Consider the following 25,718-nt stretch of genomic DNA (forward strand, 5'->3'; position numbering starts at 1 on the left):
GAAAGAGATGTTTGTAGTAAAAAGAGACGGTAGAAGTGAGCCTGTAATGTTTGATAAAATTACAGATCGAATCAGAATATTATGTTACGAATTAAATGAGTTAGTTGACCCAGTAAAGGTTGCTATGCGTGTAATTGAAGGGCTATATGACGGAGTTAGTACATCTGAATTGGATAGTTTGGCAGCAGAGACTGCAGCATCTATGACAGTATCTCACCCGGATTATGCTTTGTTAGCTGCGAGAATTGCTGTCTCTAACTTACATAAAAACACAAAAAAGGTTTTCTCTGAAACTGTAGAAGACTTATATCGCTATGTTAATCCAAGAACAAATCAAGAGGCGCCATTGATTGCAGACGATGTTTATCGCGTAATTATGGAAAATGTAGATAGATTAGATTCTTCGATTATTTATCAACGCGATTTTAATTATGATTACTTTGGTTTTAAAACATTAGAGCGTTCTTACTTATTGCGTTTGAATGGTCAGATTGTTGAGAGACCACAACATATGTTAATGCGTGTTGCTGTAGGTATTCACTTAGATGATATTGACTCTGTAATTGAAACTTATGAGTTGATGTCTAAAAAGTATTTTACACACGCTACACCAACTTTATTTAATTCAGGTACGCCTAAACCTCAGATGTCTTCTTGTTTCTTATTGACAATGCAAGATGATAGTATTGAGGGAATTTATGACACTTTAAAACAAACAGCGAAGATTTCACAATCAGCTGGAGGAATTGGACTATCAATTCACAATATTAGAGCAACAGGTTCATATATTAGAGGAACAAATGGTACATCAAATGGTATTGTGCCTATGTTGCGTGTATTTAATGATACAGCGCGTTATGTAGATCAAGGAGGAGGAAAGAGAAAAGGTAGTTTTGCTATCTATATTGAGCCTTGGCATGCTGATGTATTTGACTTTATCGAATTGCGTAAGAATCACGGTAAAGAAGAAATGCGTGCACGTGATTTATTCTTGGCATTGTGGATTAACGATTTGTTTATGAAGCGTGTTGAAACTGATGGAACTTGGACATTAATGTGTCCTAATGAGTGTCCAGGTCTTTGTGATGTTTATGGAGAAGAGTTTGAACAATTATACTTGTCTTATGAGCAAGCAGGAAAAGGTCGTCGTACAATAAAAGCACGCGAACTTTGGGAAGCTATTTTAGATGCTCAGATTGAGACAGGAACACCTTATATGCTTTATAAAGATGCAGCGAATAGTAAATCAAATCAAAAGAATTTAGGTGTAATCCGTTCGTCAAACTTGTGTACAGAAATTATGGAGTACACTTCTCCTGATGAAGTAGCAGTTTGTAATTTAGCGTCAGTTTCACTTCCAATGTTTGTTGAGAATGGAGAATTTAACCACGCTTATTTATTTGACGTTACAAAGAGAATTACGCGAAACTTGAACAAAGTTATTGATCGTAATTATTATCCTGTAGAAGAGGCTTATAATTCGAATATGCGCCATAGACCAGTTGGTTTAGGAGTACAAGGATTGGCAGATGCATTTATTTTAATGCGTTTACCGTTTACAAGTCCAAAAGCAAAGCAATTAAATCAAGAGATATTTGAGACTATTTACTTCGCGGCAGTAACTGCATCGATGGAGATGACAAAAGAAGAAGGACCATATTCTACATTTGAAGGGTCTCCGATTTCACAAGGAGAATTTCAATTTAACCTTTGGGGTATAAAAGACGAAGAGTTAAGTGGTAGATGGAATTGGGATGCTTTACGTCAGGAAGTTGTTAAAAATGGGGTTAGAAACTCTTTGTTATTAGCACCTATGCCAACAGCGTCAACATCTCAGATACTTGGAAATAACGAGGCATTTGAACCGTATACGTCTAATATTTACACAAGACGTGTATTGTCTGGAGAGTTTATCGTTGTAAACAAACATTTATTGAGAGATTTAGTTGATTTAGGTTTGTGGAATGAAGACTTGAAGCAAGAAATTATGAGAGCGAATGGTTCAATTCAACACATTGATTATATTCCTGCTGATATTCGAGAATTGTATAAAACAGTTTGGGAATTAAGTATGAAAGACATTATTGATATGTCTCGTCAACGTGGTTATTTTGTTGATCAGTCTCAATCGTTGAACTTGTTTATGGAAGGAGCAAACTATGCTAAGTTGACATCAATGCATTTCTATGCTTGGAAGTCTGGACTTAAAACAGGTATGTATTACTTAAGAACGAAGTCTGCTGTTGATGCAATTAAGTTTACGTTGAATAATGAAAAGAAAGCAAATTCAATTAATGTAGTAGAACCTTCTGCAATTTCTGCTGAAGAGTATAGAGCTATGGTTGAAAGAGCAAAGATGGCATCTAATGAAGAAGATGATTGCGAAATGTGTGGTGCATAATTTCAGCGTTTAAAATATTTACAAAGCCCAAGTGATATACATTTGGGCTTTTTTGTTTAAAACAGTTACACTAAAACATATTTTATTTAGTGTATTTTTATTGTTTTAAAAAGCAAATAGTATGTTTAAAAAGATCATTGGAGTTTATTTGTTTCTATTAGGAAGCTTCTCTGTTTTTGGGCAAGAGATTATATATAGTACCGGAAAGGTAGTTGATATATCAAGTTGTATCGCTTCATCTAATCGTATTCGAACAATTATGGATGATAATGAAGAAGGGATATCTACTTATTATTTGATTCAAAAAGATGATGGCAGTGATTTAGTGATTGATCAAGAACAAGTTTTTTATTATGATGTAGGAGCTCCTGATTTTGAAAGTGAGGGGTATATTCGTTTTCGAGATAAGCAAACGAATTTAGTAGGGTTGTATAACGACAAAGGAGAGATAGTTCTTTCACCGATTTATACCAGTCTATCTCGAGTTCACAATGGAGTACTTTATGCATTAAGTGATGCAAAAGTTAGAAATATAGGGCGTGGTGGAGATGAGCATATTGTTTTTGAAGGAGGCAAGACGAGGTTGATAAAGCCTGATGGCACAGTCTTGATTAACGAAATGTTAGCGCCAAATGTTGTTTTAGATATGTATAGTTTATCAATAACAGAACAGCCTATGCAAGATGAACGTTATATGAGTTTGTTAGGTGTAAATGGGAAGTATTACAATTTTCTAAATTTAGAAAGCTATTTCAAGAGATTCGTAGAAGAGGACTTTTTGCCCAAAAGTAAAGGCGAAGAGTGGCTTGATTTTACAAATGAGAATACAATAGTCAATATAGAACTTAACAATGGAAGTATTGGGGATTATGAAGTAGGCAAAGGAGGAGTTTTATTGCGTAAATATGAAAAGAAGTTGAAAAGACTTTTTAAGTTAGTAGATCAAAGGCGAAAGGATAGTATTAAATTTAGTTATAGAGTTGATAATTGGGGAGGGTATGTTGATGATGGACAGATAGACATTGAAGATTTTGGTGTTTATTATAATACTACAAATGAGTGGAGAGAGGAGTTGTTTCCAATGTTTGAACTAATCCTCAAAGAGGAAAATAAAGGAAAATATCGCAATAATCATTTTGACTTTTTTAGAGATAAAAAGGGAGAATTGGTTTTGTATAGAATCACACTTAGGAGTAATTACTTTTAGTAGCTCTTCACTTTGTAAGTTTTTAGTGGGATACAAGATTTAGAAGTTTTTCTATTTAAGATATAAACAATTTGTTCATATTTAATTCTATTATCTTTTTTACAATTATAATCTGCGGATTTTAAGCGGTATATTTGTTTGCATTAATGTTCTAATCTTATTATTAAGTTTATGAGTTCTTTGTATTATATAGATCGAACCAAAGTGTCTTTAGATGACGTAATGTTCGATGAAAATGTGGCTTCGCAAATAGAGCAATTTTTAAAAGAATATAAGTATAGGGAAATACTAACTAAGTATAATTTACCCGTTAGCAATAAAATATTACTTTATGGTAAGACTGGATGTGGGAAAACCATGACTGCAAAAGCTATTGCTAAAACATTAGATAAAAAACTTATTATCGTTAATTTAGCAACTATTGTTTCTTCTAAATTAGGAGAGACAGCTAAAAATATTGAAAGTCTTTTTAAAGAGATTCAATATGAAAGTTCTGTACTCTTTTTTGACGAGTTTGATTCTTTAGGGCAGATTCGTGATTATGACAACAAGGATAATAGTGAAATGAAGCGTGTAGTTAATGCAATTTTGCAATTGATAGATAATTTACCTCAAAAGTCTATTTTAATGGCAGCTACGAATCAAATTCAAATGATTGATGAGGCATTAATAAGACGTTTTGAAATTCAGTTGGAGTATAAGGCTCCCTCAAAAGTAGCTTTAGATAAGTATTACGACAAAATGCTGAGTCAATATCCGGAGGAGTATTGTCAATTAGTGCGTATTTATGAAATATCGTATGCAGAGGCAAAAAATCACATACACAAGACAGTTAAAGATAACATTATCACAAAGCAGATCGCTTTGGGTAATTAAAAAGAATAAAACAGCTTATGATGAAATGGGAAAAGTTGCTATCGTTGAAAAAACACGGCGACACTTTTGTAAGACATAGATTAGATGAGAGTGAGACAAGAATTGGTTTTGAAGTCGATTATGATAGAATTATCTTTTCATCTCCTTTTCGTAGTTTACAAGATAAGACACAAGTTATACCGCTTTCAAAAACGAACTTTGTACACACACGCTTAACGCATAGTTTAGAAGTATCTGTAGTAGGTCGTTCATTAGGTAGAATAGTCGGATCAAGTATTTTAAATAAATATACTTACTTGGCTGAAGAATTCGGTTATACAGTTAATGATTTTGGAGCTATTGTTGCAGCAGCATCTTTAGCACACGATATTGGTAATCCACCTTTTGGGCATTCTGGAGAAAGAGCTATTGGTGATTTTTTTAAAAAAGGTAAAGGAGAAAAGTATCAGCAACACTTGTCAGATAAAGAATGGCAAGATTTGATTGACTTTGAGGGTAACGCTAATGGTTTTAGTATTCTTACGAAAAGTCGTTCAGGTATTTCTGGAGGATTACGTATTTCTTATGCGACTTTAGGTGCATTTATGAAATATCCAAAAGAGAGTTTGCCTAAAAAGCCTACTCGTGATGTGTCTGATAAAAAGTTTGGTTTCTTTCAAGGAGATAAAGAAGCTTTTATTGATGTTGCAAGTGAGTTAGGATTGTTAATGAAAGCAGATCGTACGGAGGTTGCTTTCTTTCGTCATCCTTTAGCATACTTAGTAGAAGCAGCAGATGATATTTGTTATACTATCACCGACTTTGAAGATGGAATTAATTTAGGATGGATTCCGGAAGAACATGCTTTAGAGTTTTTAATCAAGATTGTACAGAATAGCATTAATCCACAAACTTATTCGCAATTAACTTCTAAAGAAGATAGAGTTAGTTATTTAAGAGCGTTAGCAGTAGGTAGTCTTATTCAAGATGTAAGTCGTGTTTTCTTAGAAAATGAAGATAAGATTATGGCAGGGGAGTTCCCACATGCATTAACTGAAAAGTGTAGCTATATTGCTCAGATGAAAGATATTTTAGCAGTTAGTATTAATAAGGTTTATCAAAGTAAAGAGGTAATTGAAAAAGAAATTGTAGGGTATCGTGTCATTAATACGTTGCTGGATAGTTTCACAACAGCAACAAATAATAGTTTTTACGGTGAAGAGACGCACTACGATTCATTGATTTTAACATTGTTACCAGATAAGTATATAGTAGAAAGTGATAGTTTATATGTTCGTTTAATGAGTATTTGTCATTTTATTTCTATGTTAACAGATGGTAAAGCATTAGAGTTATATCATATGATCAAAGGAGTAGATCATAATTAATAGATAAGGGCACTGCAATTTAAAATATGCAGTGCCCTTCTTATTAAAGCTTAAAAATTATGAAAAGATTACTCTTTAGTTGTTGGTATCCACAAATGGGCATACTTCATCATATCATTCTCCCAAACTAAATTAGCTTCTGGAGCCTTGATAGCTTTAGCTTCTTCAATAGTTTTACCAATTACGTCACCTTGACTTGATGACACAGAGTTTTTACCATTTTTAGTTGCAATAGCAAAGGTTGCTTTGTTTCCATTAGCAGAAATATCTTTAAAGTAAATTGTTAGAAATTGTCCTGTTCTTCCTGCATAATACCCAGTTGAACCAGTGATTTCGTAAATCAATTGCCCTTTTTTCTCATCAGTTGCTACTTTTTTAAGAGTAAAAGAAGCAGAATCCCCGAAGCCAGATCCCATATCGGCTCTGAATAAGAAAGCTTCTGTACCTTCACCAACTTTAAATACATACTGTGCTTGTGGTTTACCAGTTTCTTTATCTTTAATTATTGCCGAACCATAAGTTCCTTTCAAATTAACAACAGTACCTGTTTTATCCTCTTTAGTGTAAGTTGTAAAGTTGTTTTTCAACTCTTCAATTCCAGCAAATTCTTTTTCAGCTAATTTTTTAGTTTCTCCTTCATTAAAAGTAGCTCTTGCTATATCTACATTATTTTCCTTGATATTTTTTAATTGTATTACATAGAAGAAATCTTTTCTTTCGGTATCAACACCTTGAAGTAAAATTTTATTTGTTGATGTATTGTGAGCTAAAACTTTCATATCGTAGCTTCCATTAAAATTTACAGTTTCATTAGTGAAGTTGTAATAATAAGAATGTTGTCCTTGTGTGAAGACATACTTACCATTTACAGGTAAATTAATTGGAGTAGATTGACTACCTTTTTTAGTTAGTAATAACCATCCAAATTGGTTATTAGCGTGATCTAAAGCTCCTCCAGCTTTTGATGGGTAGTTTGTTTTAATAGCTTCTATTTCGGATTTAAAAGTGTAATCAATATTTATATCTAATGATTCGTCTTTTATATTTCTTAGGAAAAAAGCTTTGTATTGAGACTCTTTTTCGTGTTTAGTTACAACTTTTAATACTCCCTCTTTGTTCTTATATACAGTTAGTATGTTGTATTTGTCGTCATCTTGTCCGCTTCCAGCCATTTGTGACATATTCATTGTAATAGAATTTTTTTCAAATGTAAATGGGATAGGCATTCCTGAATGTGCATAAATGAATTCACCTTTAAATGGAAGTTCTTTTCCTATTTCTTGTTGGTCTTTTTGATCAACTCTAATAGGTTCATTACTGTCGTCATTAGAACAACTTGTCAGTAAAAAGGCACAAATTGCAAATGCTGAAAATAGTTTAGTTAATTTCATATTTAATAGTGTTATTGTGTTATAATTATTTAGACCAAAAATAAATAATAATAATCAATAAACAATAATTATTTGTAATATTTCTAAATAATAAAAATAAGTAGCTGTTTGTTAGTTGTTTATGTCTTTGTTGATGTTGTTTTTTAGGAGAATTATAGTGTGGGAAATAGTTTGAATAAAGAAAAATAAATTACAAAAAGAGTTTATTTTAGAATGATTATAAATATTATTGAGAGAAATAGAAGTTGAATTCTGTTTTTGATGACTAAGCTCAAAATTTGGAAAGTAAGTATAAATATCCTTTTTCAATAAGAAACAAAATAAGCGTAGCCTTAAAATGCAATATATTGGATTGTTATTGTGATAAAGAATATATTCAAGTATGGTATTAGAGGTACCTTGTTCGACACATCTCCCACTCAAGTCCCACACACTTTCGGAAAAAAGACTTTTTCCCGAAAGTGTGTGGTATTTATGTGGTACTTGTGTGAAACAAGTATCAAAGAAGTTTATAATATGAGTGCTTTAATTCTGTTTTAAAGACTTTTGAAATAACGTTCTTATAAAATTATTGATAATTTTAATTATAAAAACATTCGATGGGAAAGGAAAGTATGATAGATATATCTTTTTTTGCAAATCCCCAACTTTTGTAGGTAGAACTGTTTTCTACTGGTTTAGATTTTGGGGTAGAATAAAGAAGTTTGGTTGTACAACTATTTCTCAAATAATAATTTTTAACATCATACTATAGTGTACAAAAAAAGGCGCCTAATTAATTAAGCGCCTTCTCTTATGTTTAATATTTGTTCTACAAGAACAAATAATGATTCTTAAGCTTCAAATGGTAAAATAGAAACGTAAGACTTGTTGTCTCTTTTCTTTTGGAATTTAACCACTCCGTCAACTTTTGCATGTAAAGTATGATCTTTACCCATGTAAACGTTTTCACCAGGATTGTGCTTAGAACCTCTTTGTCTAACGATGATGTTTCCAGCGATAGCTGCTTGACCACCGTAAATCTTAACGCCTAAACGTTTCGATTCTGATTCTCTACCGTTCTTAGAACTACCTACACCTTTTTTATGTGCCATGACGTTTTAAAATTTAGATGTTAATTACTCAGCTGCTACAGCCTCTTTTTTGGTTGCTTTCTTTGTAGCTCCACTTGCATTGATTCCTTCAATAACAATTTGAGTTAAAGATTGTCTGTGACCGTTTTTCTTTTTGTAACCTTTTCTTCTTTTCTTTTTGAAAACGATTACTTTATCACCTTTAAGGTGTTGTAAAACTTTAGCTTCTACAGAAGCACCTTCTATAGCTGGGGCGCCTAAAGTGATGTTGTTGTTGTCATCAATTAAAAGAACTTTGTCAAAAGTAACTTGAGTTCCTTCTTCTGATGCAAGACGGTGTACATACACTTTTTGGTCTTTGCTAACTTTGAATTGTTGCCCTGCTATCTCTACGATTGCGTACATAACAATAAATTAAGATGTTAATTAAGGGTGCAAATATAAACTTATTTTTTTATATACAAAAGAAAGTAGAAGACAACCTTTAGTATTTTTTGTTTGTAAATGAATGATTTTCAGTCAGTCAACGTTAAAAGCGTAAACATCTGTAAATTATATCTATTGATTGTAGAGATATTAGGTCTAAAAATAGCATATTTTATTTATTTTTTTGTGCAATGTTGTATGTGGTTTTTTTATAAATCACTTTAGATGATTGAGTTTTTTATGCTTTCATCAGATAGTATGAAAAATATTTTGTAAAAAGTGTAACATATTTGTTATTAGATACACTAATACAGTTATAACCTAATTTCAAAATATTTGTAGAATGAAAAAATCTTTGTTGATTTTAAGTGCTTTATTCTTCGGAATATCGGCTTCAGCTCAAAAAGTGGAATTCGATCAGTACACTTTAGACAACGGTCTACACGTTATCTTACATCAAGATAAGTCTGCACCAGTAGTTATTACCTCAGTAATGTACCACGTAGGTGCAAAAGACGAGAATCCAGAAAGAACAGGATTTGCGCACTTTTTTGAGCATTTATTATTTGAAGGAACAAAAAATATTGAACGAGGAGAGTGGTTTAAATTAGTAACTGCAAACGGAGGACAAAATAATGCAAATACGTCAGATGATAGAACTTACTATTATGAAGTATTTCCTTCAAACAATTTAGAATTGGCTTTATGGATGGAATCTGAAAGATTAATGCATCCAGTAATTAACCAAATTGGTGTAGATACACAAAATGAAGTTGTTAAAGAAGAAAAGAGATTACGTGTAGATAACCAACCTTACGGACAATTATTTACAGAAGTAAAAAAGAATTTATTTAATAAACACCCTTACCGTTGGGCTCCTATTGGATCAATGGAACATTTAGATGCTGCAACTTTAGAAGAGTTTTTAGCGTTTAATAAAAAGTTCTACATTCCAAACAATGCGGTTTTAGTTGTTGCAGGTGATTTTGAAAAAGACCAAGCAAAGAATTGGATTAAACAATACTTTGGACCGATTGCTAAAGGTGAATCTGTGACTCGTACAAAAGTAGAAGAAGATGCAATTACAAAGGAGATAAGAGCTGAATTTGAAGATCCAAATATTCAGTTACCAATGGTTGTTGAAGCGTATAGAACTCCATCAATGAAAACACGTGAAGCAAGAGTTTTAGATATGATTTCTGCGGTGTTATCAGGAGGGAAAAGTTCAAGACTTTACAAAAAGGTAGTTGATGAAAAGAAAATGGCTTTAGAAATGTCTTCATTTAGTTTTAGTCAAGAAGATTATGGAATCTATTTTATTTATGGAATTCCAATGCAAGGATTTACGTCAGCTGATTTAGTGAAAGAAATGGATGAAGAAATCGAAAAGCTACAAACAGAGTTGATTTCTGAACGCGATTTCCAAAAATTACAAAACATTTTTGAGAAACAATACGTTGATCAAAATGACAATGTAGAAGGTTTAGCACACAATTTGGCAACTTACTATTTATTATATGGAGATGTGAATTTGATTAATACTAATATAGATATCTATAGAAGTGTAACAAGAGAGGAGATCCGTGAAGTAGCTAAAAAATACTTGAACAAAAATCAAAGATTACTTTTAGATTACGTTCCAGAGAAAAAAGCTAATAACTAATTAAATAGAAACTGTAAAATGAAAAAAATACATATTTATGCAGCGAGTTTAGCTTTTGCATTCGTTGCTATGCAAGCTCAAGCACAAGAAAGAAAACAGCCAGCTCCAGGACCAGCGCCAATTGTTCACGTTAATCAACCAACTTCATTTGTATTAAAAAATGGAATGAAAGTTTTAGTTGTTCAAAATAGCAAATTACCGAGAGTGTCTTATTCGTTGACGATAGATAATCCATTAACTTTTGAAGGAGATAAAGCAGGTGTATCATCTGTATTTTCTCAAATGTTAGGAAATGGAACTAAGAAGATGAAGAAGGAGCAATTCACTGAAGAGATTGATTTCTTAGGGGCAAATATTAGATTTAGTTCAAATGGTGCTTTTGCAAGTGGGTTGTCAAAATACAATGAAAAAATTCTTTCATTATTAGCTGATGGGGCTTTAAATTCTATTTTGACAGAAGAGGAATTTGAAAAAGTAAAAGCTCAGGCTATTGAAGGGATTAAATCAGGAGAAAAGAGTGTGTCTGCAATCGCAAGTCGTGTAGAAGATGCTTTATTGTATGGGAAAAATTCTCCAGCAGGTGAGTTCGAAACAGAACAAAGCATTCAAAATATTACTTTAGCAGATGTTCAAGATTATTATAAAAAGTATTTCTCTCCAGAGAATGCTTACTTGGTAGTAGTTGGAGATATTGACTATAAGAAAACTGAGAAATTGGTTCGTTCATTATTTGAAGGGTGGAAAAGTAATAAAACTCAGTACGAGAAATATACTATGCAAGGAAATGTTGCAAAAACGCAAATTAACTTCGTAGATATGCCAAATGCTGTTCAATCAGAGATTGCATTGGTAAATGAAGTGGAATTAAAAATGACAGACAAGGATTTCTTTGCTGCTATTTTAGCAAATCAAATTCTTGGAGGTGGTGGAGAAGGACGTTTGTTTTTAAACTTACGTGAAGCACACGGATGGACGTATGGAGCATATTCGTCAATCAGTTCAGCTCGTAAATATCCAGGTAAATTTAGAGCGGGTGCGTCTGTACGTAATGTTGTTACAGATAGTGCCGTAACTGAATTTATTAAAGAAATTGACTTGATGCGTACGACTTTAGTTAAAGACGAAGAGTTGAAAATGGCTAAAGCTAAATATGTTGGTAACTTCGTAATGGAGATTCAGAAACCAGCTACGGTTGCTCGCTATGCATTAAATAAAGAATTACACAAGTTGCCAGCAGATTTTTATGAAAACTACATTAAAAATATTAATGCAGTGACAGCTCAAGATGTTCAAAAGGCAGCTCAAAAATATTTCTTGAAAGATAATATGCGTATTATTATTGTAGGAAAAGGAGCAGAAGTAATTGATGGATTAGAGAAATTAGGATTACCTGTACATTTCTATAGTAAAGAAGCTGACGCTGTTGAAAAACCTGTTTTCAAGAAAGAGATTCCAGCAGGAGTTACAGTAGCTACCTTGTTAGATAAATACATTACTGCAATTGGAGGTGAAAAGAAATTATCAGATGTAAAGAGTATTGCATCTGTAAGTTCAGCTTCAGTACAAGGAATGACATTGGAAATTGTATCTAAAGTTAAGAAAGGATATGCTATGTCAGAGCAGAAGATGATGGGGAATGTAATGTCAAAACAGATAGTTACTCCTAAAGAAGGGTTTGTACTTGCACAAGGACAAAAAATACCATTAGAGGGAGCAGACTTAACTGAAGCACAACAAGGAGCGGTACCTTTTGCAGAGTTGAACTGGAAAAAAGATTCTACTGTTACTTTAACAGGAGTTGAAGCAATTAACGGTAAAGATGCAATAGGATTAAAAGTTGGTAAATCAGTACATTATTACGATGTAGATTCAGGACTTAAAGTGGCTACAATTACAACTGTAGAGCAAGGAGGACAAACAATGACTCAAGCTATTTATATGGGAGAGTACAAAGAAGTAAAAGGAATCAAATTTCCATTCAAACAAACTATGAATGTTGGATTTGATTTAGAAGTGAATGTTTCTGAAGTTAAAATTAACGAAGGAGTAACAGACGCGGATTTTAAATAATTGATTATCTAAATCATAAGAATGAAAAAGCAACTGAATTTCAGTTGCTTTTTTTTATTTTTGTACCTTTATAGTAGTAGAATTTAAAAAAGTATTCAAATGAAAGTAACAAAATCAGTTTTAGTAGCAATTCTTGGAGCAACTGCATTGGTTAGTTGTAAGAGTGAAACTAAAGTACAAGAAGGAGAAATAGTAGAGCAAACGGCAACTGCTACAGATTCTAAAGAAATTGCTGGAAAAGTAGAAAATGCTACATTTCAGATTGAAGGAATGACCTGCGAAATAGGATGTGCTAAATTAATTGAAGGAAAATTAGCAGGTTTAGAAGGTGTAAAAGAAGCAAAAGTTGATTTTGATTCTAAAACGGCTGTTGTTGAATTTGATGATGCAAAGCAAAACTCGGAGTCATTAACAAAAACAGTAGAGAAAATTGCTAATGGAATCTACAAAGTAGAGAATATGCAAGTTGCAGAGAATAAATAATTAGTAGAGTTTAATATATTAAGTAACCAATAAAAAAGTCATCTCATAGGAAAGACTTTTTTATTGGTTACTTTTTTTATAGCTTAAGTTGAGGATCTTATTTGTACTATCGTAGTAAATTAGAGCAATAAGTTATTAGTTGTTTATAAGCTGTTTTTAGAGGGGATTAAATTTTTACAACAAAATGGTGTTTAGTAATTTACATTGATGTAAAAGTCATAAAAAGCCCTTTCAAAGCATATTGTAATGTAATTGAAAGATTACTTACTATATGTAAAAGATGTTCTTAAGGGTATCTATTCCAAATTGCAATGACAAAACATAAAAACAGCCCTCGAAAAGAGGGCTTTTTTTATGTTGGGAAAGAATTATTTATTCTATTTAGATAAAGTTGTATTGTTTACCCATTCTAAAGACTCCATAATTCTCCTCATATCTTTTTTAACATAATCGGTAGCTGGCAATATCGAATCATAATTTGGTTTTGCGTAGAAATAAAGTGAAGCTACTAAAAAGTTTTTTACACTATCAGTTGCATAAAACTGCACATTAGTAGCAGCATTTCCTTTTACGTCATAAAATATACCATAAGTTTTTGCATTTGGATTTACGAAAGGTTGTTCTACAATCTCATCAGCTTTTACAAAGTGTTCATAGGTCAATTTTTGAGCATCTTTTAATAATAGGTTCAAGTTGTTTTCAACAGGTTTATAATTTAAAAAGATTGTAGCTTTCATTTGAGGGTAATGAATTTCTAAAGAATTCTTTTTTCCTTCTTTTATTTGAGCCCATTTATTTTGATCGAATTGATAATTCGAATTGCTAACATATGTTGAATACTCTTGTGTAGGATATTCTAAAGCTAAGAAAGCATTTGGTTTAGGAGTTGTTTCTTCTTTACAAGATGTAAAAAGTGTCAATAGAAATAAGCTACCTATAATATATAACTTCATTAAATTCTAAATTTTAAAAATTAAGGCACTAACCTAAAAAGGTAAATCGTCGTTATTTGTTTCTTTAGGGATGTTAAAGTTATCAATATTTGCTTTTTTCTCAGTGTCAAAAGCAGTTTTATTTTTGTTGTCATTATCTTTTTTAGTGTCTAAAAACATAAACTCAGTAACCATTATTTCTACTGTTTGTCTTTGAGTTCCGTCTTCAGCTTGCCATTGACGAGTGCGTATACGACCTTCAACATAAATACGATCTCCTTTACTTAAGTATTTTTCACACATTTCAGCCGCTTTGTTTTTCACTACAAGGTTGTGCCATTCCGTAGAAGTATATTTCTCGTTTGTTGTTTTATTTAAATAAACTTCATTTGTAGCAATTGGAAATCGACCAATACAATTTCCATTCTCAAAATAGTGCATTTTTACATTATCGCCTAAATGACCTATCAGAGTTACTTTATTTAATGTGCCGTTCATACTATTTTTTAGTTAAGTGGTTAAAATCTAATGAATTAATAAAGTTATGAATAACAATTGGAAAACCAAAGTTATTTAAGTCCTTCCAATGCGTTCCTTTCTCTATATTTTTAGAGGTATTTATTAGCCAAAAATGAATGTGTAATTTTTGATGAGATAGTATATGAATAATGTGTTCTGTATTTAATAAAGTAACATTTTCATACTTTATAGTAGGATACATTTCCTGTAATTGAGAATGAACGTCTATTTTATTATCAACAAATCGGTCTACAATTGGAAATTGGTATAATTGTTGCCAAATATCTTTTTGAGTCCTTTGTTCAATTAGAGTTTTTTTGTTGTTGTCTAAAAATATAAAAAAGTCTAAATAACGTTTTTTTACTTTAACTTTTCCTAACTTTACGGGAAGGTTTTCAATCTGATTAGTTTGAAACGCTACACAGTCAGTTGTAAAAGGACAGCTGTGGCAAAGAGGAGATTTAGGAGTGCATTGAATTGCTCCAAAATCCATTATAGCTTGATTAAATGTAGCAGGCTCATTAGGAGAGATTAATTCACTCGCAAGTAATTGAAATTCTTTTTTAGTAGGAGAAGCTGAAATATCTGAAGTAATACCATATATTCTTGCAAGCACTCTAAAAACGTTTCCATCTACTACGGGTACAACTTGGTCAAAAGCAATTGAAGCAATGGCAGCAGCTGTATAATCTCCAACACCTTTTAATGTAAGTAGGTCTTTATAGTTATTAGGGAATACACCATTTAGTTCATAAGCTATTTTTTTAGCGGTTGCGTGTAAGTTTCTTGCTCTACTATAATATCCTAAGCCTTGCCATAAACGCATAATATCATCTTCCTTTGCATCAGCTAAGTCAAAAACTGTTGGATATGTTGTTAAAAAAGCCTCAAAATAGGGCAAACCTTGTGCTACTCGCGTTTGTTGGAGAATAATTTCTGACAGCCAAATAGCATATGGATTTTTAGTTTCGCGCCATGGTAAATAACGTTTGTTCTGTAAGTACCAAGCAATGAGTTTATTATGAAAAAGCATTGTTAAAAGTATTGGGTACAAACTTAAAACTTTATATATTTAAATTTTAATCAATTAAGGTTGAATTATTGGGATATAAATTAATATATTTGCACACTCTAAAAATATCAGACAACAACAAAATAATTTATATCTAAAATGACGAAAGCAGACATTGTAGCTAAAATTTCAGAAAAATTAGGGCTTGAAAAGGGTGAAGTACAGGCGACAGTAGAATCTTTTATGGATGAAGTAAAAGTGTCGTTAGAAGCTGGTGAAAATGTTTACTTAAGAGGATTCGGTAGTTTTATTATTAAAACAAGAGCTGAAAAAACAGGAAGAAACATTTCTAAGAATACAACAATTAGAATTCCAGCACACAACATCCCAGCTTTCAAACCAGCTAAGGTGTTTGTAGAAGGCGTTAAGTCAAACACAGAAGTAAAAGTAAAATAATTTATTAATCTCTAAATTACACACATTATGCCAAGTGGTAAAAAAAGAAAAAGACATAAGGTAGCAACGCACAAACGTAAAAAAAGAGCGAGAGCTAACCGTCACAAAAAGAAAAAGTAGTTTAAAACTACTTTTTTCTTTTATTAGGAAAAGGTTATTGTTATATACGCGCCTTAAGGTGAGTATTTAGGTAATTCCTACAATTAATGTTTAATCCATCTATACAAACTCATTTCTTGTTGTTATAGAATAATAAGAATGTAATGAATGAGTATGGATAAAAATGTACAGTTTGAATAAAGAGCTAGTTATTAGGTCGAATTCTGATACAGTAGATTTTGCCTTATTAAAAGATGGAAAACTAATTGAACTTCATAGAGAAAGAGAAGAGAGTGAAGATGATGGCTTTCAAGTAGGTGATATTTTTATTGCTAAAATAAGAAAACCAGTTGCAGGATTAAATGCTGCATTTGTTCACGTGGGATTTGAAAAGGATGCTTTTTTGCATTATCACGATTTAGGTCCTAATCTTCGAACTCTTTTAAAGTTCACTAAACTTGTAAGCGGAGGTAAATTAAAAGATTACTCCTTAAAGAATTTTCCTTTTGAAGAAGAAATAGATAAAGATGGTGTTATTACTGATGTTTTAAGTGCTAATCAATCTTTATTGGTTCAAATTGTAAAAGAACCTATTTCTACAAAAGGGCCACGTATTAGCTCTGAGCTTTCAATAGCTGGACGTTATGTGGTTTTGGTTCCTTTTTCAAATAGAATTTCAATTTCTCAAAAAATTGAATCTAAAGAAGAAAAGGAAAGGCTAAAGAAACTATTACAGTCTATTAAGCCTAAAGGATTCGGGGTAATTGTACGTACGGTTGCTGAAGGTATGAAAGTTGAAGATATCGATAAAGATTTACAAAACTTGATGACTCGATGGAACAATATGTGCAAGAAATTAACTGTCGCTCATCATCCTTCTAAAGTATTAGGGGAAGTTAATAAAGCTTCGTCTATATTAAGGGATGTTTTTAATGATACTTTTACGGGTATTATTACTGATGATGAAGATATGTTTTATCATACGAAGGATTATTTGCAAGAGATAGCTCCTTCAAAAGTTTCTATTGTTAAACATTACCAATCTTTAGAAGTTCCGATTTTTGAGAAATACAATATCGAACGTCAGATAAAAACTTCTTTTGGTAAGACTGTTTCTATGAGTAAGGGAGCTTATTTAATCATAGAACACACAGAAGCACTTCACGTGATTGATGTGAACAGTGGAAATCGCTCAAACAAAGCTCAATCTCAAGAAGATACTGCCCTTGAAGTTAATCTTATTGCCGCTGCAGAAATTGCAAGACAATTAAGACTTAGGGATATGGGAGGTATTATCGTAGTGGATTTTATTGATATGGGTAATCCAGAGAATAGAAAGTCACTTTACGATTTCTTAAAAGAGGAAATGAGTGATGACAAAGCAAAACACAAAATCTTGCCTCCTAGTAAGTTTGGATTAATTCAAATTACTAGACAACGTGTTAGACCTGAAGTTAATATTGAAACAAGAGAAGAGGACCCTAATGAACACGGGGAAATCGCAGCTCCAATTCTTGTAATTGACAAAATCAAGGCTGACTTAGAAAGCATTATTTCGAAAGATAACTCGAAAAAAATATTCCTAAATACGCATCCATTCGTTGCTGCATATTTAACTAAAGGATTCCCTTCTATAAGAGCTAAATGGTTCTTAGAATTTAAGAAGTGGGTAAAAGTAATACCGCGTGACGCTTACACGTACCTAGAATACCATTTCTTTGATGATAAAGGAAATGAACTTTCAGAATAACGAAAAACCCGCATTCGATAGATTGCGGGTTTTTTGTTTATTGATTATTACTCTTCTTTAAAGTAATTTGTATTGTTTTACTATTGCCTTTTGTATCAACAATAGTGATGTAGTGTTCTCCAGGTTCTGCTTGTATTGATTGTTCGTGAAATAGATCCGTTTGCCCTAAAAACTGATTGTCTAAGTACCAATACAAAGTTTTTTCTGAATTATTCGTTGCAGCTTTAGCAATAAATGGTTGTAATTGAGAATAAAAATCTTTTGTAAGGTAGATTATATCTCCGTGTTTTGGATATATATATTCAATCGTATTTAGCTCATTTGTTTGTAAACAATCTTCTCTAAACGGAGGAACCTCTTTATACTCACTATGGAATTTCTTGTAGAAATGCGCCATTGTCGGAGGTAATACAAACCAAGATGTATTGATAATGTTTTCTATAGGTTCACATTGACTGTTAACTTGAAAAGTTTTATTATTATCTAAATGTATTAATTGATGATAGGGGCATAGTGCTGTTTTTTTAGCTCTGTATGGAATTAATTCCTTTTTAGACTGACAATTTGGTCCTGCTAAATGGCCTGATAGTGTACAGATATCAACTTCCTCTAAGTCGTTTAAAGGAGCTGTAAACCAATTGGATTTAGGTAAGAGATTGAAAGTGTCAAAAAGAATAGGGCCCGCCATTCTAACACCACTTATAGATGGGCGTCCTTCTCCTGTAGCATTTCCAACCCAAATACCCACAACATATTTTTTATTAACTCCTACTGCCCAAGCATCTCGGCCACCAAAGCTTGTACCTGTTTTCCAAGCTATTTTAACCGCTGATTCGTAATGTCTCCACGCTTCATCTCCTTCTGGTCGATTTACTAAAGTTAAGGCTTTAAACGTGTTGTAAATAGCTCCGGCTCCTAAGGTGTTTTTTTCCGATGTATCTTTTCCAAAGCTATTGGTTAGTTGTTTGTTCCAATTTAAGTTTTGAATTTCATTTACTCTATATTTTCCTTGAGAAGTATTATAATAATTTAGCGTTGCAGCTAAACTTGTATAAGCACGTGTAATTTCCCATAAACTGCTTTCTGCTCCACCTAAAATCAATGACAGTCCATAGTGATTAGGATGCTTGTTAATACTTTTAAATTGTAAATTTTGTAACTGATTATAAAATCTATAAATGCCATATTTTTGTAACATTAGTACAAAAGGAATGTTTAAAGATCTAAATAAAGCTTCATTAGCTGGGACAGCTCCCTCATATGAGTTATTAAAATTTTCAGGCTTGTAACCTGAAATTACGACAGGAATATCGGCTACTAATGTTGTAGGAAGTATTTCTGCTTCATCTAACATAGCTGCATATAAAAATGGTTTTATAATACTTCCTGTACTTCTTTGTGCCTGAATTATATCTACATCTTTTTGATGGTCAATTGTTGTAGGAGAATTACCCACATAACTAATTATATTTCTTGTTTCTACATCTATAACAATTGCTGCGATATTGTAAATCTCAGATTGCTTATAATTGTTATAGTAGTTTTTAATAATATCGTTTAATCGCGATTGAATATTATAGTCAAGCGTTGTAGTAATGCGTTGTTCTTTATTTTTTTTAGCGACTAATTGCAATAAGTGAGGGGCTAACTGAGGTAGTTCATGGGGTTTTTGAGGTAATGGTTCTATCAAGGCAAGTTGATAAGTATTCTCATCAATAATATTCTTATCATATAGTTTTTTTAAGAGAGCATTTCTCTTTTTTAGTAATATCTCTTGATTTTTTCCAGGATATATTAATCTCGGAGCATTAGGAAGGACAGCTAAAGTGGCACTTTCTGCCCACGATAATTGTTCTGGTGTAGTCCCGAAATATCTCCACGCTGCTACATCAAGGCCTACTACATTCCCTCCAAAAGGAGCATGCGATGCGTATAGACTTAGAATTTTGTCTTTACTAAATTTGAATTCAAGGCGCGTTGCTTGTATGGCTTCAATTACCTTTTCACCATAGCTTCTTTTTTTACCATCACGCGCTAAGCGAATCGTTTGTTGGGTTAAAGTACTTCCTCCTCGTTTAATCTGTTTTGCTTTCGTATTTGAAATAAGTGCTTTTGTAATTGAAACAGGATTTAATCCCCAATGATAACGATAGTATTCATCTTCAAAGTTAATTATACATTGTTTGAACTTATAAGGGACACTATCAATTTCTGGGAAACGCCATTGTCCATCAGTTGCAATTTGAGCACCTAAAAGTTGCCCATCATTGCTTTCAATAACAGTAGAATAAGGTTTGTCGAATAGTTTTTTAGGAATAGAAAAGTAGTATATAATCGCAAGTATGAACAGAAAAACTATTGATATTTTCTTTTTCAGACTCCACTTTTTCCAGTTACAATATTGTATGATTTTCATATAAAGAAAAAATACAGGGAAGCTAATCCCTGTATTTATTTGATAATTATTTTGGTTATTTAACTACTTGAATCCATTGTCCTGCAGTTCTACTTCTGTAAGTATTGTCATACATCGCTTCTGCAAAAATACCAGGCATATAATAGTTTCCTAAATAAGAAGCATTAAGAACCACTTTCAGTGTTTTAGAACTTCTACTTGGTAGACTAAAGTAAAATTGTGATCGGTCATCTCTAATATCTGTATGCTGCACACTATTGTTGTTACCACCAGCATCAGTATAACGCAAGTTTACAATTTCCCAACCCGAAGGAACAATTTGCGTTAAAGCAACGTTGTTTACATTCATTGCACTTGTATTTGTTATGGTAATATAAGCAACGAATTCTGTACCTTGTTGTAGTTGAGTAGGATTTATTGTCTGACCAGATGTCGTTTGGTACAATGACTTAATACTCAATTTACTTTCTTCAACATTTTCTTTTCCGACAGGAAGAATACCACTATAAGCAACTCGTGCATAAACAGTCGAACTATTGTTGTTCTTAATATTTATAGCATTTGTTTGATTAATAGGTGACAACTCTTTTTCATAGAAATCTGTTTTCGTATTTATGTTATTAGCACCATTGTTGAATGTATAGTCTACTGCAATTCCTTCTTTCGATTTATTTCCTTGTACATAAGCAGAAATAGCAAGTAAACTAAATGCTGTTGTTTGAGTACTCATCCAACTATTTGAACCAAGGCGATTAGCTAATTCAATAGCGTATTCATTTGCGGTATTTTTATTTGACTTCGTTAAAACATAAGTTTCTAAAGCCATAGCAAGGTTTCTTTCAAATGAGCCATAGTAATAATAGTTCGTATTTGCATTCTCGCTGATTTTTGCATTAGCGATAAGCTTATTAGCAGCATCTTTTTGTCCAGCTAAAGCATAAGCAGCAGCTAAACGCAATTTAGCATTTGTAGAAATTCCATTTGTTTCTCTTAAACGGTTCATAGAAGCTAAATCAGCATTACCAGCTAAGGCAAGTGTATACAGTCTATAAGCTTGAGCAAAATCATTAGCACTTTTACTATTAAAAGACCACTGGCGAGTAGCCTTTTGTTGATATGTGATAGCACTTGCTTTGCTTCCAACAGGAAGAGCGTATCCTTTTTTCTCCGCTTCAATGAAGAAATGAAGAATATAAGAAGTAGTCCAATCATCAGAGTATGAATCACTGCTCCAATAGCGGAAACTACCATCTGATAATTGACGTTGAGCTAACTGTTTTAAACCTTCATTAATATTGCGCTGTACACTCTCTTTTTTCGTTTTACTTAAGTTAACAAAGTCTACCAAGAATAATTGTGGGAAAACACCAGAGGTGATTTGTTCACTACAACCATGTGGATAACCAATTAAGTAATTAAGTCTTGATGTAAGGTTAATACCTGGAAAAGTAGAAAGTTCTAAAGTAGCTTTATTACTACCACTGATACCAAATTTTTCCCAATCTAACGATGCAGATGAGTTTGGTTCTACTATTACAGATTTACTGTTTACAGTTATTGGGTTAGGATTCATTACATCTAACTCAACTACGTAAGTAGCTTTTTCTTTTCCAGAAGTAGCTTCTATTTCAATTTTAGAAATACCTGTTTTCTGTAAGACTTCTAAGTCAAAGTACGCTATTTTTTCATCTGGTTCACTAAAAGATAACTCTTGAATAGCACTTGTTTCTAAGCGAAACTTGTCGTCTGCTTTTACTTTTACAGTTACATTTTTAACATGGTTCTCCATTGCAAATACAGTTACAGGAAGAGTTATTTTTTCTCCAGGAACAGCTCTTCGAGGTAAAGAACCTAATATCATCAAGGGATTGTTTACCTTAACTGTTTTATCAGTACTTCCGTAAGCCTTGTTATTTATATCAGAGGCAACAACCATTGTTCTTACAGAACCAATATATTTTGGTAGTTTAACTTTGTGGTTTGCTGTTTTTCCTGCTCCAAGTTCAAAAGGACCTAAGTGAATAACCACAGGTTTGAATCGATTCGCTTTTTTAACTTGTCCTGCTCCTAAATCCTCATCTCCACCAATACTGAATACTTGGTTTATAGCACCGCCATAAGCACCAATTACATCGTCAAAAACATCCCAAGTGCGTACACCTAAAGCTGCTTTGCTGTAGAATGTATTCCAAGGGGTAGGAGTTTTAAAACGTGTTAAATCTAATAGTCCATCTTCTACAATCGCAATTGTATATGACATATTTTTACCATTCTTTTCTTTCACTTTTAAAGTAAATTCTTCTTCAGGTTTTAATTTGTCAGGCATAATTATTTCCGGTTCTAATTTTGTTTTCTTATTGAAAACATTAATTGCCGAAACACCATACATACGAATAGGAGAGTTGTTTAATGTAGATGCGTGTGGTTGAATTGCCGTTATATTCAAATAGATATTTGGAGACATAGCGTCAGTAGTTGTTAACTCAAAAGTAGTTTCTCCTTTTTGAGTTTTTACCCAATGAGTTTCTAATACACTTGAACCATTTTCTACCGAAATTAGCGCTCTACCATCTTCACTTGAAGGGAATGATATTTTTACTTTTTCTCCTGTATTGTAATCTTTTTTATCTGTTGCAATAGCCAAAGAAATTGCTTCTTTTCCTTGAGAATGCTTTGTTTTAGCTGACCAATAAGGCCAATCTACATAGAATGTTGAAGATGCAATGTGCTTACCATGTTTATTAGTAGCAACGATTTCATATGTACCCCAATCTTGTTCGGGTATTGTAATAGAATAATTTGCTTGTCCTTTATTTTTGGTTGATACTGTTGATGTAGCTTTGTACACAGAATAGTAATTTGAACTACTATAGCTTGACGCTCCTTCATTATTTGATCCCCACCACCAATAACCTTTACGTCTATAAACAGTTACGTCAATTTCACCAGAAGTTGGTGTTCCAGAGTCATTAACTGTAATCAGGTTAAAGTTTAAAGGTTTATCTGTCTCATAGTAACCATATTTATTAGCCTCAGGAGCTTTTATTCCAACATAAGTATGGTAAGGTGATATCGTAGCAGTAGAAACATCTGTTGACATATCTCCTCCATTTTCGTAAACTTTTGTTGTAAAAATAGCTTTAAGCATTCCTGCATTTTGAGGAACATTATTTAAGTTCACTGGAAATGCAAAATCACCTTCATTATTCGTAGATCCTGCAAATGCATTAATTTCTTGTGAGCCAGAAGAACTTAAACTATTGTCAAAGCGGTAATTTTTATAATCTTTAAACGTAGTTGTTTGTGGAATTAATTTTAGAACAACATCAGCTTTTAAATTGCGAGCAATACTTCCTTGTAACCATTGTACGTTATAGTCAACTATAACTTGGTTATTATTGTTCTTGATTGTTTTGCCTTCAATATTGTTTTTAATTTTTAAGCGGTTAGGCTTAATAGTTTCAATTTTTACTTGTTTGTAAAATTTAGCACCACCAATATTTATAACTGCTTGCCAGTTACCTGTTGGAGATTCAGCATTTGTTTTTAAGTGGAATGAATAGTGATTTGTTTTGTTCTTTTTTAAGACAATTTGGTCCACTACTTTTCCAAATGGGTCTGAAAAAGTTAGCTTGATAGGGTGGTTAGATGGAATAGGGTTAGCTAAATCATCTAAAATAAAATCAAGATAAATATTATCTCCAGGACGCCAAACTCCACGTTCTCCATAGATGTAACCATTGATACCTTTTTGAAGTGAAGAACCATCAACATCGTAATTACTCATAGATAAAGCGTTAGCTCCATCAATTTTTACATACGTTGTGTTTTTATCACTTCGTACAATTGCAAAAGCAGGTTTTTTATTTTGCAGGTTAACAGTTAATATACCTGTGTTATCAGTTTTAGAAGAAGTGATTAACTGTTGTTTAAAAGTATAAAACTCTACTGTTGCTGCAGCTACAGGATCAGTAGTTAATAAGTTTGTAACAATTGCTGTATAAACATTATTGTTTCCTCCTTTGATAATAACTCCAAGATCACTTGCTAAAATATTGGTAGCAGGTTTTTCGTGATAGTAATAGTATGAGTCTGAACAAGGATTATCTTTTTCATCCCAACGAAAGTAGTAATAGTAATAATCTTCCTCGTCTTCTTCTAAATCTTGCGTGAAAATATCTTCTTCCTCATCGTTATCTTGTGTGTTTACAGTTTCACTTGCTGGGCAATTATAAAGCGAATATGATTTTTTAAAAGAAAACTCCACGCGATATATTGCTCCTGGATCAGGAGTGATAAGAGTAGATAAATCTAATGCGTAAGAATTGTATCTCAACAATGCCTTTGGATCAGCATTAGTAAGTTTAATGGTTGTTTTTGCTATAGGATCAGCTACTTTGTATAAGCTGTATTTACCATCAATATTGTTTTCTTGTAAAAATTGTAAAATATTGTTTTCATATATTTTGTACACTTTTACATCAACAGCATTTAGAGTAGTAGCCTGAAAGTTCACTTTTAAGTTTTCAGAACTTGGTAAAATAGTACCATTTTTAAGCAACTGTACATCAGGTTTTAGTACCCCAAATTTTAATTCATACTTCTCTGTTCTATCTGTCTTATTGCCTTTATTGTCTTCAATTCCGGCAAAAACACGCAAATTAACAGTTTCAAGAAAAGGTTTATCACTATAAACTTTTAAAACATTTCCATCAGTAGAAAAAGTTAGTTTAGCATCACTATTATCTAAGTCAATTAGCCCTTCAAAATCTTGATTCTTTTTAAGAGGGTTTGAAAAGTTTAGCCAGAATGATTGAGAATCATTTGGAACAGGAGTTGCTTTAAATAAATAGAATCTATCTTTCTGTGGAATCGTGTAATTTTCTGTTGTTTTTTGACTTGCTTTAATAGCTTTACCATTTATCTCAACAGATACAGTGCTTTCTTCTGTGTTTCTTTTTATTTTATTTATAGTAAACGGAAATTCTTTAGCTTCTGTTTTGTCGTCAGTTGTAAAGTTAATGTCTAACTTTTGTTTTTCTTGAGTTGCAGAAATCACCTTTTTAATATCCTCTGTAGTGATAAAATCACTTGAATTAATTGTTCCATTCAATGTGTATTCATCATCATTAATGGATTGTAGATCTGTTAATTCAGTAGAGAAAATTTGAGGTACAGTCATAAGCATAAAAGTAAAATCTTTTAAAGCATCTTCTGTATCAACAACTTTATTTAGGTGAAAAGTGATATGGTATTTTTCATCTTGTTTAAGTCTCTCACTTGGTTGAAAGCGAATTACATCATTTGCAAGGTAATAGACATTTCCTTTAATAGCTGGTGTAATTGTAAACAAGCTATTGTCTAACTCTTCATTAGGTGTCCAATTTTTCCAATTAGTTGGAATATTAATGTCAATTGGTGATTTCGTTGAAATAATACCAGATGTAAATCCAAGGATGTATTCACTAAATAGTTTTGGATTAGAAAGATTCAAATGTTCTCCCTTATCTTTTTTACACGACTGTAGTACAAAAAGCATACAGCAGAAAACCAATAATAATTTTCTAATTCTCATAT

The 25,718-nt window shown here is 32.3% G+C and carries 16 protein-coding genes and 1 pseudogene; 9 read left to right on the plus strand and 8 right to left on the minus strand.

All coding sequences use genetic code 11. From position 1 onward, the window contains the following. Positions 1-7: 7 nt before the first annotated feature. The 4 genes from AABL81_RS10575 (at position 8) to dgt (ending at position 5,851) form a co-directional block, all read left to right on the plus strand. Positions 8-2,401, plus strand: coding sequence for a ribonucleoside-diphosphate reductase subunit alpha (locus AABL81_RS10575; RefSeq protein WP_341341008.1), 2,394 nt, complete (start codon positions 8-10; stop codon positions 2,399-2,401). Positions 2,402-2,522: 121 nt separating this feature from the next. Beyond that, positions 2,523-3,608, plus strand: coding sequence for a hypothetical protein (locus AABL81_RS10580; RefSeq protein ID WP_341341009.1), 1,086 nt, complete (start codon positions 2,523-2,525; stop codon positions 3,606-3,608). A 171-nt stretch (positions 3,609-3,779) separates the two neighbouring features. After that, on the plus strand, positions 3,780-4,484 hold the full coding sequence (locus AABL81_RS10585; protein WP_341341010.1) for an AAA family ATPase: 705 nt from the start codon (positions 3,780-3,782) through the stop codon (positions 4,482-4,484). A gap of 17 nt (positions 4,485-4,501) precedes the next feature. After that, positions 4,502-5,851: a dGTP triphosphohydrolase gene (gene dgt, locus AABL81_RS10590; RefSeq protein ID WP_158210077.1), complete on the plus strand. Its 1,350-nt coding sequence runs from the start codon at positions 4,502-4,504 to the stop codon at positions 5,849-5,851. Between the two features lie 68 nt (positions 5,852-5,919). Here the strand turns inward: dgt and AABL81_RS10595 are convergent, their stop codons facing one another. From AABL81_RS10595 to rplU, 3 genes and pseudogenes are all read right to left on the minus strand, one after another. Then, positions 5,920-7,242, minus strand: a complete 1,323-nt coding sequence (locus AABL81_RS10595) for a hypothetical protein (protein ID WP_341341011.1) — start codon at positions 7,240-7,242, stop codon at positions 5,920-5,922. 833 nt (positions 7,243-8,075) lie between these two features. Further along, positions 8,076-8,336, minus strand: coding sequence for a 50S ribosomal protein L27 (rpmA, locus tag AABL81_RS10600; protein ID WP_090405633.1), 261 nt, complete (start codon positions 8,334-8,336; stop codon positions 8,076-8,078). A 27-nt stretch (positions 8,337-8,363) separates the two neighbouring features. Beyond that, positions 8,364-8,720, minus strand: a pseudogene (gene rplU, locus AABL81_RS10605) (50S ribosomal protein L21); the annotation flags it as partial. A 364-nt stretch (positions 8,721-9,084) separates the two neighbouring features. Here rplU and AABL81_RS10610 point away from each other — a divergent pair. From AABL81_RS10610 to AABL81_RS10620, 3 genes are all read left to right on the plus strand, one after another. Continuing rightward, complete coding sequence (locus tag AABL81_RS10610) at positions 9,085-10,404, plus strand: M16 family metallopeptidase (protein ID WP_158210079.1); 1,320 nt, start codon at positions 9,085-9,087, stop codon at positions 10,402-10,404. An 18-nt stretch (positions 10,405-10,422) separates the two neighbouring features. Continuing rightward, positions 10,423-12,474 (plus strand): M16 family metallopeptidase, encoded by a 2,052-nt coding sequence (locus AABL81_RS10615; protein WP_341341012.1) that lies wholly within the window; start codon positions 10,423-10,425, stop codon positions 12,472-12,474. A gap of 99 nt (positions 12,475-12,573) precedes the next feature. Next, on the plus strand, positions 12,574-12,957 hold the full coding sequence (locus tag AABL81_RS10620; protein WP_158210081.1) for a heavy-metal-associated domain-containing protein: 384 nt from the start codon (positions 12,574-12,576) through the stop codon (positions 12,955-12,957). 377 nt (positions 12,958-13,334) lie between these two features. Here the strand turns inward: AABL81_RS10620 and gldD are convergent, their stop codons facing one another. From gldD to mutY, 3 genes are read right to left on the minus strand one after another with little or no spacing between them, the layout of a single operon-like run. Further along, positions 13,335-13,910 carry a gliding motility lipoprotein GldD gene (gene gldD, locus AABL81_RS10625; RefSeq protein ID WP_341341013.1) on the minus strand — a complete coding sequence of 192 codons (576 nt, stop codon included), beginning with the start codon at positions 13,908-13,910 and terminating at the stop codon, positions 13,335-13,337. A gap of 33 nt (positions 13,911-13,943) precedes the next feature. Next, the gene (locus tag AABL81_RS10630) at positions 13,944-14,387 is read right to left on the minus strand and encodes a single-stranded DNA-binding protein (RefSeq protein WP_158210083.1); all 444 of its coding nucleotides are present in this window, start codon (positions 14,385-14,387) and stop codon (positions 13,944-13,946) included. A 1-nt stretch (position 14,388) separates the two neighbouring features. Continuing rightward, a complete protein-coding gene (gene mutY, locus AABL81_RS10635; RefSeq protein ID WP_341341014.1) occupies positions 14,389-15,441 on the minus strand; it encodes an A/G-specific adenine glycosylase in 1,053 nt (350 codons plus the stop codon). Between the two features lie 138 nt (positions 15,442-15,579). Here mutY and AABL81_RS10640 point away from each other — a divergent pair, with 138 nt between their 5' ends. Then, positions 15,580-15,876 carry an HU family DNA-binding protein gene (locus tag AABL81_RS10640; protein ID WP_038986039.1) on the plus strand — a complete coding sequence of 99 codons (297 nt, stop codon included), beginning with the start codon at positions 15,580-15,582 and terminating at the stop codon, positions 15,874-15,876. 292 nt (positions 15,877-16,168) lie between these two features. Beyond that, a complete protein-coding gene (locus AABL81_RS10645) occupies positions 16,169-17,725 on the plus strand; it encodes an Rne/Rng family ribonuclease (RefSeq protein ID WP_158210085.1) in 1,557 nt (518 codons plus the stop codon). Between the two features lie 37 nt (positions 17,726-17,762). Here AABL81_RS10645 and pbpC read toward each other — a convergent pair whose 3' ends face one another. Both pbpC and AABL81_RS10655 read right to left on the minus strand, forming a co-directional pair. Beyond that, the gene (pbpC, locus tag AABL81_RS10650) at positions 17,763-20,141 is read right to left on the minus strand and encodes a penicillin-binding protein 1C (protein WP_341341015.1); all 2,379 of its coding nucleotides are present in this window, start codon (positions 20,139-20,141) and stop codon (positions 17,763-17,765) included. Between the two features lie 55 nt (positions 20,142-20,196). Continuing rightward, entirely contained in the window at positions 20,197-25,716 is a 5,520-nt protein-coding gene (locus tag AABL81_RS10655; RefSeq protein ID WP_341341016.1) for an alpha-2-macroglobulin family protein, read from the minus strand. Positions 25,717-25,718 lie beyond the last annotated feature (2 nt).

It is taken from the genome of Myroides sp. C1519, assembly GCF_038039755.1.
Lineage (GTDB): Bacteria > Bacteroidota > Bacteroidia > Flavobacteriales > Flavobacteriaceae > Flavobacterium > Flavobacterium phaeum_A.